The 12,681-nt window shown below is 41.6% G+C and carries 11 protein-coding genes; 10 read left to right on the top strand and 1 reads right to left on the bottom strand.

Translation table 11 applies throughout. The annotated features are described in order from the left end of the window. The first annotated feature begins 71 nt into the window (after window positions 1–71). The 7 genes from PQO03_RS11440 (at window position 72) to dbpA (ending at window position 6,640) form a co-directional block, all read left to right on the top strand. Entirely contained in the window at window positions 72–446 is a 375-nt protein-coding gene (locus tag PQO03_RS11440; protein ID WP_274150395.1) for a hypothetical protein, read from the top strand. 410 nt (window positions 447–856) lie between these two features. Continuing rightward, window positions 857–1,060, top strand: a complete 204-nt coding sequence (locus PQO03_RS11435; protein ID WP_274150394.1) for an addiction module protein — start codon at window positions 857–859, stop codon at window positions 1,058–1,060. Next, window positions 1,057–1,353 (top strand): type II toxin-antitoxin system RelE/ParE family toxin, encoded by a 297-nt coding sequence (locus PQO03_RS11430; protein WP_274150393.1) that lies wholly within the window; start codon window positions 1,057–1,059, stop codon window positions 1,351–1,353. Before PQO03_RS11435 ends, PQO03_RS11430 begins: the two co-directional genes overlap by 4 nt. 323 nt (window positions 1,354–1,676) lie before the next feature. Then, window positions 1,677–2,051, top strand: coding sequence for a hypothetical protein (locus tag PQO03_RS11425; RefSeq protein ID WP_274150392.1), 375 nt, complete (start codon window positions 1,677–1,679; stop codon window positions 2,049–2,051). A 463-nt stretch (window positions 2,052–2,514) separates the two neighbouring features. Then, window positions 2,515–2,727, top strand: coding sequence for a hypothetical protein (locus tag PQO03_RS11420; protein ID WP_274150391.1), 213 nt, complete (start codon window positions 2,515–2,517; stop codon window positions 2,725–2,727). Between the two features lie 55 nt (window positions 2,728–2,782). Continuing rightward, window positions 2,783–4,960, top strand: a complete 2,178-nt coding sequence (locus tag PQO03_RS11415; RefSeq protein ID WP_274150390.1) for a right-handed parallel beta-helix repeat-containing protein — start codon at window positions 2,783–2,785, stop codon at window positions 4,958–4,960. 291 nt (window positions 4,961–5,251) lie between these two features. Beyond that, window positions 5,252–6,640 carry an ATP-dependent RNA helicase DbpA gene (dbpA, locus tag PQO03_RS11410; RefSeq protein WP_274150389.1) on the top strand — a complete coding sequence of 463 codons (1,389 nt, stop codon included), beginning with the start codon at window positions 5,252–5,254 and terminating at the stop codon, window positions 6,638–6,640. Window positions 6,641–7,184: 544 nt separating this feature from the next. On the opposite strand, the gene PQO03_RS11405 is transcribed toward dbpA, so the two are convergent. Beyond that, complete coding sequence (locus PQO03_RS11405) at window positions 7,185–8,003, bottom strand: LpxI family protein (RefSeq protein WP_274150388.1); 819 nt, start codon at window positions 8,001–8,003, stop codon at window positions 7,185–7,187. 406 nt (window positions 8,004–8,409) lie between these two features. On the opposite strand from PQO03_RS11405, the gene PQO03_RS11400 reads away from it, so the two are divergent. From PQO03_RS11400 to PQO03_RS11390, 3 genes are read left to right on the top strand one after another with little or no spacing between them, the layout of a single operon-like run. Beyond that, on the top strand, window positions 8,410–10,251 hold the full coding sequence (locus PQO03_RS11400; protein ID WP_274150387.1) for an ABC transporter ATP-binding protein: 1,842 nt from the start codon (window positions 8,410–8,412) through the stop codon (window positions 10,249–10,251). Continuing rightward, the gene (locus PQO03_RS11395; protein WP_274150386.1) at window positions 10,248–11,975 is read left to right on the top strand and encodes an ABC transporter ATP-binding protein; all 1,728 of its coding nucleotides are present in this window, start codon (window positions 10,248–10,250) and stop codon (window positions 11,973–11,975) included. Before PQO03_RS11400 ends, PQO03_RS11395 begins: the two co-directional genes overlap by 4 nt. Beyond that, on the top strand, window positions 11,968–12,636 hold the full coding sequence (locus PQO03_RS11390) for an MBL fold metallo-hydrolase (protein WP_274150385.1): 669 nt from the start codon (window positions 11,968–11,970) through the stop codon (window positions 12,634–12,636). The genes PQO03_RS11395 and PQO03_RS11390 overlap by 8 nt, the downstream gene beginning before the upstream one ends. Window positions 12,637–12,681 lie beyond the last annotated feature (45 nt).

Raw genomic sequence — 12,681 nt, 5'->3', positions numbered from 1 at the left:
TAGCTGCTCGCGAACGGCGGGTACGCCGTCCGAGAGCTAGACGTTAGGGTATAAAAATAAAAAGCATAAACATGAATATAATATTAGTACTCATAATCGTCATAGGCATACCAATATTGCTGTTATTCATACAAGGTAAAAGAGACTCTAATCAAGAGTATAAAAGACCTTTACCATTATCTGATCAACAAACAAAGATAACCTGCCCTGATAATCTAAAAGAAATTATTGTAAGCATCGAACCTATTTCACATATATTCCCTCTAAAAACAGGTGAAACATTTACACTTATTGCAAAAAATGTGGGATCAGACTTTTACTGGGATATAGAAACATTAGAAGACCAAAATGTAGTTGTATATCCAGAACCAGGCTATGATGAAGTCGACGTATATCTCAACCAAAAATTAATTGGGGATTCATGGGAAGGTGTCTTTGATACTTGACCAAACATCAACAAAAAACTTAGATCTAAGATGGGGGAACCCTAACCATGAGCTGCAGAGGAATTTCTTCGCTTCGCTCGAAATCCCTAATCTCGGTCGTTCTGTAGGAATAAATAATAATGGAAGAAACGACGATCCAATAAATCGCGGATGCACGAATTTAATCTTATCGGAACCTAGAGATTCTAGAGCAAAAGTAGAATCCTCAATTTAGAATTATGCGAAGTCAGCAATAGTCTTATAGAAATAAAAAAATGAAAAGAAACAAATACAGAACCATGAGCTGCAGTGAAGATTCTCGCTTAGGCTCAAATCTCACTAATCTCGGTCGTTAGGATATAATAAATAGGAATCAATTGTTATATATTCAAAAAGCTATTAAATTAGAAATAATTAAAACGGGTTAAATCATGAATGTACTAGCAGAAATAAAGCAAATGTCTTTAAGTGAAAAACTTATGACTATGGAACAACTTTGGAATGAACTGCAAAATTCTCAAGAGGGAGTTCAATCTCCACCATGGCATAAAGAAGTTTTAAAAGCACGAGAAGGAAATGAAAAATTTATTGATTGGAGTGATGCAAAAAAAGCTATCAGGAATTCCTGTAAATGAAAGTGAAAATCGCTGAAGATGCATCACAAGATTTAATTAACGGGTATAACTTTTACGAGGAACAAGAACCAGGAGTTGGAGAGTATTTTTTAGACTCTCTCTTTTCTTCTATTGACTCTTTGATAATTTATTACGGCATTCAACAAAAATTTTATGGAAAGTACTTTAGAATGTTATCAAGAACTTTCCCATACGCAATTTATTATTCTCATGATGAGGAAATTATTTATATTCATTCTGTATTAGATGTAAGGCAAAACCCAACATTTATTAAACACAGGTTGGAAGACTGAAAATCCTAACCATGAGCTGCAGTGAAGATTTTCGCTTAGGCTCAAATCTCACTAATCTCGGTCGTTCGGTAGAATAAAAAATCTCTAATCATACGCCCTATCTACCTCACGAGAACTATTGAACTTGAATCAACGATTAAGAAACAAATCTGAATTTTGAAGATCACGCAAAAGGTTGCCTACAAGTGTAGAAAACCATGCCGCAAAATCTAATACAAATATTTAATAAACCGAACCATGAGCTGCAGAGGAATTTCTTCGCTTCGCTCGAAATCCCTAATCTCGGTCGTTAGATAATAAAATAAACGAAAAGAAACAAAAACATGAAAGCAATACACATAACCATCACAATAATATCCTTCTTAATACTATTTATCTGTATTTGTAATGTCAATGACTCACATCGCCTTGGAGACTCTTGGCATATAATTCTTGGATTATCCATTATAGTTTCTACCGCTTTAATCATTGGACCCAAATATTTGAAATCTCCTGATTCTGAAAAACATACAAAAATAAAAATATTCAGTATCTTATCTGAAAATAAAAATGTTACTGTCAAAGAATTTTATGAAAAATATAAATCAGTTTACACATACTGTGACGAAGCACCAACCTGTGCTGTTTTATACAATATGATAAAAGAAAATGACTTGTTTATTCAAGACGGTTTTATAAAGATTAAAAACAATATCTAACCATGAGCTGCAGAGGAATTTCTTCGCTTCGCTCGAAATCCCTAATCTCGGTCGTTAGGTGAGAAAAAAAAATGATAGAATTATTTCAAACATTATATTACACCCCATTAATCATAATTTTGGTTTTAATATGCAAGATTTTCTATAAAGAAAAGTCTAAAATAAGATCAATTATATTTTGTCTATTATGCTTAACTTTCATAGGAACATTGGTTTTCCAAATGCCAATAAAAGATTTCATCCGATCTCTCACTAGTAACGAACATAATAAAAACTATAATCATATTATGATTTTCTCTTGATTTTGTTACCTCGTAACTTTACTATTATGGACTGAAATTTTGCTACTATTGAAACACTTTATGAAAAAAGAAAAAAACACCTAACCATGAGCTGCAGTGAAGATTTTCGCTTAGGCTCAAATCTCACTAATCTCGGTCGTTAGAGTAACAATAATAAAACAATGAATAAACAAGAATTTATAAACGAATATGTAAAACGACATAAATGGGGAGTCATTTTATTTATATTAGGGTTTCTTCTTTCTCCCATTAAAATTGGTGGTTGGTTACTTCTTTTCGGAAGTCTTATGATTTTAACTTCAGGCTTTCAACATATTTCAGATAGTAGAAAAAGAATCACAGAATTAAAAACGAAATTAAATCAAAAACTCTAACCATGGGGTGGAACCGGAGATAAATGACATGATTAACAATCGCAGGTATAGCCTTATGGCCATTCTTCTTTCGGCATGTGTCCTCGCGCTGGCGAATCAGTCGCAGGCAGGCGTACTCTACGTCGCGGCCGATGGTAATGACACAAACCCCGGAACAAAGACGAAGCCCTTCGCCACTCTCATTGGCGCTCGCAACGCGGCACGCGAACTGAAGAAGGCAGGGCCCATTGATATTATCATTCGCGAAGGGACCTATTATCTTTCCGAGCCCCTTGTTCTCGAACCGCGGGATAGCGGAACGGCGCATGCACCTGTAACGTGGCGCGCCGAAGAAAAGAAGAGAGTGATTCTCAGTGGCGGCCAGCCCATCGAAGGAACATGGCAAACGGATGACGGTAAACTCTGGTTCATTGATCTTCCTGAGGTGAAGAACAGCGACTGGAACTTTCGCCAACTTTTCGTGGATGGTAAGCGCGCAATCCGCGCCCGGTTCCCGAATATAGCCGAATCAAACCCCTTCCTCTATGCCATCGGCGGTGGAATGGATCACATCATGATTGACCCGACGTTAGTGAAGGCCAGCTGGGGGAGAGCCCGAGACGCCCAAGTTAACATCGTGCCCAACTGGCGGTTCTTTAACCAATGGAACACAGTAACCAGCGTAGATCCCCTGAACGGACGAATCGATATTGCCGACAGCGAAAGGCACGGCAAGATCATTCCAGGCAATTGGTTTTGGATTGAAGGCGTGAAAGAGGAACTCGACCAACCCGGGGAGTGGTATCTCGACTGTGCGGAAGGCCGACTCTACTACATGCCGGATCCGGGCGTCGATCCCCACACCATGTCGTTTGTTGCGCCCCGGCTCAATGTCATTGTCAACGCCAAGGGCGAGGTGGAGAAGAAGACGCACGTGGAATATGTGAACTTCAGCGGCCTCGAGTTCCATCACACCACCTTCACCCTGGGGCATATCGAGGCGCGGGTTCATACCGACGCCGCCGTCCAGCTTGAAAATGCCAATCACTGCCGTATTGAGAACTGCCACATTGAGAATGTCGGCGGCTATGCCTTCTGGCTGCACTTGGATAGCCGGTACAACATGATTGACCGCAATACCGTGCTTAACACTGGCGGCGGCGGTGTGCTCTTCACGGGAGCACGGCTCTCCTACATGGATGACAGCAAGCTCTACACTCCCGGAAAAGTGGCGGCTACGGTGTTTCCGATCCTGAACCATGTCACTCGCAACACGGTCAAGCACTGCGGACAGTTGCGCTACTATGGCGGCGGTATACACCTTGACTCGCGGCCAGCCGGCATGGCGATGAAACCGGGCAACTATATTGCACACAACTACTTTACGGACCTCTCGCGCAACGGCATCTTTGCCTTCCGTAACCAAGGCGGCAACATCGTGGAATACAATCACATTCACGATGCCATGCAGACGACCATCGACGGAGCCTGCATCCATTTTGCCACTATGAATCACCTCAATGCACCGAACTACATCCTTAATAACTGGCTCTATGACATCTGGGGGTATGAACAGAAGCCCAACGGTAAACCCAAGCGTCACTTGGCTAATGGTATCTTTCTAGACTGGAGTAGCAGCAACACCACGATCAAGGACAACTACGTATACAATGCAGGCGGCGCTCCAATCAAAGTCATCTGGGGGGAAAACTGGAACGTGAAGAAGGTGGGAAACAAGTCGTCAGAAACCCGCATTGTGCCGCCGTTTGTGGATGAACTTGGCCCGGAAGGAACCGCAACCAGCGGAATCGACCTGGAGAGCAACCACCTGATCGGCCACGTAATCCATTACAGCAACAGTGAATTGGTTACCCGCACGGGAAATTGGAAGCAGCAGAAACTCACTGGCCTGGTGGACCTCTTCACATACAACCTACTGAAAGCCGTACCCAGGGATCGTGCCGAGATAAGCTACACCTTACCCATCGAAGAGGATGGAACTTATCAGGTCGCCCTTCTGTACAAGCCGGCCAAGGATAATGCGTCCAATGCAAAGATCGCCATTCACCACGCCGAAGGTGTCGCTAATATTGAGTGGAACATGAAGAAGGGCAGCATACACGGCTTTGCCGTTTCCATAGGCAAATACCCGTTCAAAGTCGGCAAACCTGCCAAAGTACAAATATCAACTGACGGTGCCGATGGCGCAATTGTCGCAGATTCCATTGCCTTTGTTAAGGTGGACAAGGAGTAGTAATATGCCAACAAAGCGTTGCACAGCGACGCGGTAAACCGCGCGCGTGAACGCAGTCGTTAGGGGTAATAGTGAAAGAAAGAATGCTCATTATGAAACTTTTTTGGCATCAAAAGCAAAAACATAGGATTCAGGTATATCATCCTTGATCAAAATTCATCACTTTAAAATTTCTCTTGCTCAAGGCTCGTAACAAAATAATTTTGCTTTACTGTGCCTTTCAATTCTTTAAGGGTTTGGCGCTGTATCAATCAGTCAATATTCTTGATAGACAATACAAGGATAATGATTTTGACTGATCTTAAATTTTCAACACTACCCCTAGCAAGTGAATTACTCGATAATATTGATTCTCTCGGCTACGAGAAAATGACGCCTATTCAGGCGCAAAGTTTACCCTCAATTCTAGAAGGCAAAGACCTCATTGCTCAGGCGATGACTGGTTCGGGAAAAACGGCAGCGTTTGGCTTGGGTATTTTAGCGGGCCTCGACCTACAAAAATCCGATGTCCAAGCTTTGATCTTATGCCCAACACGTGAATTAGCCGATCAAGTATCCAAAGCCATTCGTCAATTGGCGCGCATGATGCCAAATATAAAGTTACTCACTCTTTGTGGTGGTGCCCTTTATAAGCCTCAGGTGAAATCCCTAAGCTATGGTGCTCATATTGTGGTGGGAACACCTGGGCGAATCAATAAACATTTACGCAAAGAAAACCTCGACTTAGCGAATCTATCTATCTTGGTACTCGACGAAGCTGATCGCATGCTCGAAATGGGTTTTCAAGAAGAATTGGATGCGGTCTTTGATGCGGCTCCAAAAAGCCGTCAAACACTTTTATTCAGTGCGACTTATCCCAAGAGGATTGAGTCTATTAGTCAAAAAATCATGAATGATCCACTCATGATTCAGCTCGAGCAAAAACACGATAGTTCGAGCATTAAACAAAGCTTTTATAAAGTTAAGGATGAAGATCAACGCCTCCACGCTTTGTTTTTATTATTACTCGAACATAAACCTGAGTCCGCAGTCGTTTTTTGTGCTACAAAATTAGAAGCTCAAGAATTACGTGATGACTTAATAGATGAAGGTTTTCAAGCCATGGCTTTACACGGAGATCTTGAGCAGCGCGATCGCGATGAAACTTTAGTTCGCTTTGCCAACAAGAGTATTGCCATTTTAGTCGCTACAGATGTTGCGGCTCGTGGGCTCGATATTGATTCCATTGATGCCGTTTTCAATTACCATGTATCACGAGATTTTGAAGTTCATGTGCATCGTGTTGGTCGAACAGGGCGTGCGGGAAAATCTGGTATAGCCTGTTCCTTGTACAGTTCTAAAGAAAGTCACAAAATGTCACTCTTAGAAAAATATTTGGATATTGAAATCACTAATGACAAATTACCTAATGAGGACGTCTTAGACCAAAAGCGTTGGCAAGCTCCTATGTCGACACTAAAAATCAAATCAGGAAAAAAACAAAAACTTCGTCCGGGAAATATTCTTGGTGCTCTTACAGGTGAAGGTGGCTTAACGGGTGAGCAAGTGGGTAAAATCCATATCTTTGATCATCATGCTTTTGTTAGTGTCAATCGTGAAAAAGTACGCTTAGCACTCAAAAAGCTAGAAGAAGAAAAATGGAAGGGACGTACTCTTCAAGCTTTTCTCCTTCGCGACTAGATTAGCTCCCCATGTATCTTTCCCATAAGTGGGATAATTCTTCAATCATTTTCTCTCCGCTCACAAATCTCCAGATGGTAAATATAGAGGTGAAAACTGCCCCTATTATGAGTACTTTATCTAGTAGCCTGTCGGATTTCTCTCCCTTCTCTCCCTTCTCTCCCTTCTCTCCCTTCTACTCATAAACAGATGAAGCAGATGAGAGGGCATGATGTGACTCGTACGAGAAGGACGCTGTCCCTCTCGAGCTCTCCCTGTAAGGATTTGCCAATCCTTAAGCAGGCGGATGGATTAAGTATGAATTGAATATGGTACGGTACTCATTTCTGCTAAGATTAAATGTAGGAGCGTAGCGACAGGCGCTGGGATTCTTAAGGGTGCTTCGACCCTTAAACGGGGTTTGGGACAGAGTCCCAGTATATTAAAAGCGATAAATGCCTCCGGCGGGCGGAGAGCCTCCGCGGGCGGACTTGCTTAGCAAAAACCCAAGTAAAAAAACTTAAGTCCCCATCCATTCCCCCCTTCTCCTCCAAAGAACTACTGACTAAATTACTTTCCCTATCACTGCTATCTTGGCTTTATCTAAAGCTTCTAAGACTCGTTCTTTTTCTATAAAGAGCGTTCTCTTGCTTTCCACCACTAAGGTTCTTGCCTTTGCCTGAATTAGCGAATCAACTGTTCGCATACCAATACACGGTACATCAAAACGCATGTCATGATCGGGCTTCGTTACTTTACAGACCGTGACACCGCCACGACCAAGTTCTCCGCCACGTAAGATAGCTTTATCCGTGCCTTCAAAACCTTCCACAGCCAAAATCGTACCACGCTTCACCACCACGGATTGACCAATATCCATACGACTCACTTCTTTTGCTACCGAGAAAGCATAGTCAGCATCTTGTAAGCGTGATTTATCGGCTTTTATATTATTGAGCTGACCCTCACCTGCCAAATGCTCATCTAGGTAAGAAATTGCGGAAAGAATCGTAATTCCCGATTTCTGAAATTCATTACAAACTGCACTAAATAGCGAGTCGGCATTGCGTTCTTTCAGTTTTCCTAACATTAGCATGGTTCGCAAATCAGGTCTTAAACCGGTAAAAAGGCGTGATGGCTTGACCTGTCCCACCATGACTGCTTCACTAATGCCCTGCTTTTGAAAAAATTTTATGGTTCGATTAATTTGCCCTGGATAGACCCAAGACAAGGCATCTGATTCTTTCTCAAGTTCTTCAGAGGCATCACCTTGTATCGCAGCAACAGCGATTTTTTCGACTTCGTTTTTACGCGCAGAGCGCAACATTAGAAAGGGGTAATGTCCCCTTCCTGCTATAATACCAAGCTGTTTTGTTTTTTTCATAGTTTTAAAGTGCCACAGGCTCGCTAGTACGCAACTCTCAAAAATTAAAAAAATGACTTTGACTAATAATAACTTCCTGCTACCTTAAGCGCCGTACATTGATTTAACTAAAAAAAAAGAGTTTCAACATGGGTAACCTCCGTAAAAAAAGACGCGCTAAAATAGCTAAGCATAAACGTCGCAAGCAGAGTAAAAATAACCGCCATAAGACTAAGAAGTAGTCTTTTATAGGTGACGTAAACTTACAGTTTATCAAAAAACCCTCGGTACCCCGGGGGTTTTTTTGTGTCTTACTCCACCTTTTTATCCTTACTAATTGAGGGAAATCGTAAGCAAAATCTAGAATAGTTGATGCTCATTTTTATCATTAGATTTTCAATTAAATACATTGGCCTATATTGCTTGCATGAATAATTATCCCCATGTCAGACGATTCCTAAAAGAATATCCACCAAAGAAACTCAAAATCTATTTTTGGGGAATTCTCTGTCTGATTATTACAATTGTCATTCATAGTTCAATACCATTGATCATAGGCCGCTTAATCAGTGTCTTGGAGGATCAAGCCTTTCCATTAGACAATGCGATTAAACAAGAGCTTAGCCCCATTGCTGGCTATTTGCTGATAGCAGCCCTAGGCTTAATTGTTTTCCGTACCCTCTCCCGAGTGCTGATTTTCATCCCTGGTCGGCAAATTGAATCGGAAGTTCGAGAGAGTATGTACGATTCTCTTCTGCGGCTTCCGCAAAATAGTGGTTGGAGCTCTGGCGACCTCATTAGTACCGGTACCAATGATGTCACCTCCGTTCGAGTCATGATTTCTATGGGGGTGCTTCATACTGTTAATAGCTTTGGCATGATTGCGTTCTGCCTTTATCACATGCTCAATATTAGTATTAGATTAAGTATGTATTCACTTATCCCCCTCATTTTAGTGGTGCCAGTCACAAAAATGATTTCTAAAAAAATGATGGCCACAGGACGAAAAAACCAAAAATTACTTGGGAACCTCACTGAAGCCATCCGCGAGCACTTCCGCGCCCATGCTTTGATGGCGGTTTTTCCCGTCTACAATTCTATCATTAAGCGTGTTGATGATGCCAACGAGGATTATGCGAACACCGCAGAAAAGTTCATGACTCTACGTGTTATTATCATGATCATGATTCATATGGTTACGGGGATTGGCATCTATGTCTTACTGCGTTATGGCATGATAAAAAATGGTGCTATTGATGATGGCACAAGTCTTTCTACCATCGTTGCTTTTATGCTCTACCTCTTGATGATCCAGCCACCTCTGAGAGCACTTGGTTTTCTGCTTCCTCTCTTACAGCGCGGAGAAATCTCTCTTGAACGTCTTTATAAAGTTCAAGATGCAGCAGATGTGGCCTCTGCCACTGAAGAAGCTCGACCTATAAAGACTGATCAGGACTTAATACGTCATACTGATAGCAACGCGCCCTTGATTCAATTAAATAATATTGATTTCTGCTATCGGTCTCAAAATGAAAATAAACATGCTTTTCAACTTAAAATTGACTCCTTAACAATTGAATCTGGTAAGAAGTATGGCTTCTTTGGTACGACGGGATCAGGTAAAACCAGCCTTATAAATATAATTTCTGGCCTCATTGAAGTGGAGAGAAATACACTCAAAATCCACGGAGTTGATCGTTGCGATATTCAACAAAAACTCATTACTGAACTTTTTTCTCAAGTGACTCAAGAGTGTCGCCACTTTGGTAAAACCATTCGCGAAAATATTGCCATGGTCGAAGAAAACTCTCCAAAACAAGGCATTCGCTTATCATTTGAAGATGCCTTAGCGGTGAGTTGCTTAAGTCCTGACTTGGACAAACTTTCCCAAGGACTCAATACTCTGCTAGGTGAACATGGCATCAACCTTTCTGGAGGACAAAAACAAAGGCTTTCCATTTTGCGTTCCTTAGTTCGTAAATCTGAAGTCATTGTCATGGATGATTTTATTTCCGCGGTAGATCACGCTACTGAAGTAAAAATTATTAAAAAGCTCTATAAAGCCACCCAAAACCGCACAATGTTACTCATTTCTCATCGAATTTCCGCCTTAAAAGCCTGTGATAAAATCTTCATCATGGATAAAGGACGTATCATTGATTCAGGAAGTCACGAAGAACTTCTGGTCAGTAATGAAAATTACGGAACTATCAGTGAGTATCAAGAAAAAAGTGATATTTTAGCCACCATGGAGAGTGCTCAACCATGAGTGATTATAGAAACTTAAGAACCTTTGTTGATGCTGCGAAGAAATATAAAACTCGTTTTATTTTATCTTTTTTCCTTATGCCCATCTCTGCGTGGTTAGCTGTACAGGGGCCCGCCTTTATACAACATGCGATTGATGATGGTCTCAAACTAGGTAAAGCTGATGTCCTCATTCACTTTGCCACTCTCTATATTTTTGTTGTTCTTGGTGACACCGTCGTCAGCGCAGTGCAAAACCTGCTCTTACAATCAGGAGGGATACGAAGCCTTAGCGAACTCCGCAAAAAGGTTGTTGAGCATATCTCCTTTATGGGCCGTTGGGATTATGAAAAAAGACCTTCAGGAGTTTTGGTCAGTCGCGCCACCTCTGATATTGAAAGTATTGGCGAAACTTTTCTACAGGGTGTGTCTTACCTCATCACTGATTCACTAAAAATCATTGCGGTTATTTGGTATATTTTCTCACAAGATTCTAGCCTCGGTTGGATTACACTATTAGTTCTACCTCCCGTTGTCCTCATGGTTAATAGTTTTCGCATCAAGCTGCGCAGGCTCTATGATGGTATTCGCACCGTGAACGGCCATTTAAGCGCCTCTATCAACGAATCTGTCGCCATGCGTAAAGAGATTGAGCTATTCAATCTTGATGAAGTACAGCGCAAGCAGTTCTCTAGCCAAAGCCAGGAATATAGAGATAAATCAATCAAAGCCATTAGTATGGATGCCTTCCTCTACTCATTCCTAGAGGGCTTACAGTATTTGACTTTTGCCATGTTTGCCTTTTTACCCATCTTTTTGATTAACTTTAACCCCGGTATAAGTACTGGTTTACTGATTGCTTGGATCCCCCTCCTTCACCAATTATTTGAACCTATAAAAGAGATGGGTTCACGTTTTGCCGTTCTTCAGGCTGCTTTTGCCGCCATGGGAAAAATTGGTGATATCTTGGTTATTCCTCTTCCTGCGGATAAGGGTGAAAATGAGATAGAAGACTCCTCTATCAGTATTAAGAACTTAGGTTTTCACTATATCGAATCCGAACCCGTACTCAAAAATATAAATTTACACATTGCTCAGGGTTCAAGTTTAGCTCTTGTCGGACCAACTGGGTCTGGAAAAAGTACATTACTTAAACTATTAGCCCGGCTCTATGAGCCCACTCAGGGAGAAATCCTAATAGGCAAAAATACACTTTGCTCTATCCAAAGAGATGTGCTGAAATATCATGTCGTCATGGTCCCGCAAGAACCTGCCATTTTTCATGAAAGCTTATTGTTTAATATTACTCTTGGCCGACAAGATATTACCCTCGAAATGATTGAAGACGTGGTTAAAAGATCCGGTCTTCAGCACTTTGTTGATTCTCTTGAAAACTCCTATGATTCTATACTCGATGAGGGTGGCGAAAGTCTATCTGCAGGGCAACGCCAATTAGTAGCACTTATGCGTGCCCTCGTTTCTCCTGCGAATATACTTATTTTTGACGAAGCGACCGCTAACATTGATACCGAAACTGAACGCCTTATTCAATCCACCATCAATTTTGCCATGACTAAAAAAACTGTCATTATTGTGGCTCATCGCCTCTCTACGATACGTGATTCAGATCAAATTGCTGTTTTACTTAAAGGTGAACTCAATGGCCTCGGCACTCACACAGAGCTGATCAATGATTGCTACTACTATCGCTGCTTACACGAATTGGAGGACATTAACAATGTATGAAATTAAAAGCCTCAAATTAGGTCACATGGATAATTTGATTTATCTAATTAAAGATAAAAAGACGAATGAGATTGCCGTTATTGATCCCGCTTGGGATGTGGATGCTATTTTTAATGCGGCCGATAAGATGGAAGGTGTGATAACACAGATTTTTCTTACTCATAGTCATTATGATCATGTCAATGGCGTTGATGAAGTTCTGCATCGTACTGATGCCCAGCTTCACGTCCACAAAATTGAAGATCGTTTTTGGGGTGGTGCTGGCCGCAATGCCACTCTTCACTCCGGAGGCGATCATTTGAAGTTAGGTTCGACTGAGCTTAAAATTCATCATACACCGGGTCACACACCTGGATCGGTATGCTACGAACTCGATGGTAATTTATTTACTGGAGACACGGTTTTTGTCTATGGTTGCGGTCGCTGTAATTTACGAGGAGGCGATCCTGAAGCGATGTATCATACGCTCAATAAAATTGGTAAAAGCTTTGCCCCAGAAATGACAGTTTTACCTGGCCATGATTACGCGACTTGTCCTAGTAGTACGATTGGCCAGCAACTCAATGGCAATCCTTTTTTCAATATAAAAACTCTTCATGGATTCGTCGATTACCGCATGAACAAGCACTATCGCTCCATGCCTTACGGCCCTGTCTCGTAATTAACTTTATAGAGCTATAGACATGTCGTGTTTTTGGGGACGACG

Origin of the sequence: Lentisphaera profundi, from assembly GCF_028728065.1 — a bacterium.
GTDB lineage: Bacteria > Verrucomicrobiota > Lentisphaeria > Lentisphaerales > Lentisphaeraceae > Lentisphaera > Lentisphaera profundi.
Note: the sequence above shows the minus strand (reverse complement) of the source record. Positions and strands in the feature narration are given on the sequence as shown.

Excerpts from the sequence above, each read along its gene's own strand:
- PQO03_RS11415 (WP_274150390.1), top strand. The coding sequence starts at position 2,783 with ATGGCCATTCTTCTTTCGGCATGTGTCCTCGCGCTGGCGAATCAGTCG.
- PQO03_RS11390 (WP_274150385.1), top strand. The coding sequence starts at position 11,968 with ATGTATGAAATTAAAAGCCTCAAATTAGGTCACATGGATAATTTGATT.
- PQO03_RS11400 (WP_274150387.1), top strand. The coding sequence starts at position 8,410 with ATGAATAATTATCCCCATGTCAGACGATTCCTAAAAGAATATCCACCA.
- PQO03_RS11440 (WP_274150395.1), top strand. The coding sequence starts at position 72 with ATGAATATAATATTAGTACTCATAATCGTCATAGGCATACCAATATTG.
- PQO03_RS11425 (WP_274150392.1), top strand. The coding sequence starts at position 1,677 with ATGAAAGCAATACACATAACCATCACAATAATATCCTTCTTAATACTA.
- PQO03_RS11405 (WP_274150388.1), bottom strand. The coding sequence starts at position 8,003 with ATGAAAAAAACAAAACAGCTTGGTATTATAGCAGGAAGGGGACATTAC.
- PQO03_RS11420 (WP_274150391.1), top strand. The coding sequence starts at position 2,515 with ATGAATAAACAAGAATTTATAAACGAATATGTAAAACGACATAAATGG.
- PQO03_RS11435 (WP_274150394.1), top strand. The coding sequence starts at position 857 with ATGAATGTACTAGCAGAAATAAAGCAAATGTCTTTAAGTGAAAAACTT.
- PQO03_RS11430 (WP_274150393.1), top strand. The coding sequence starts at position 1,057 with ATGAAAGTGAAAATCGCTGAAGATGCATCACAAGATTTAATTAACGGG.
- PQO03_RS11395 (WP_274150386.1), top strand. The coding sequence starts at position 10,248 with ATGAGTGATTATAGAAACTTAAGAACCTTTGTTGATGCTGCGAAGAAA.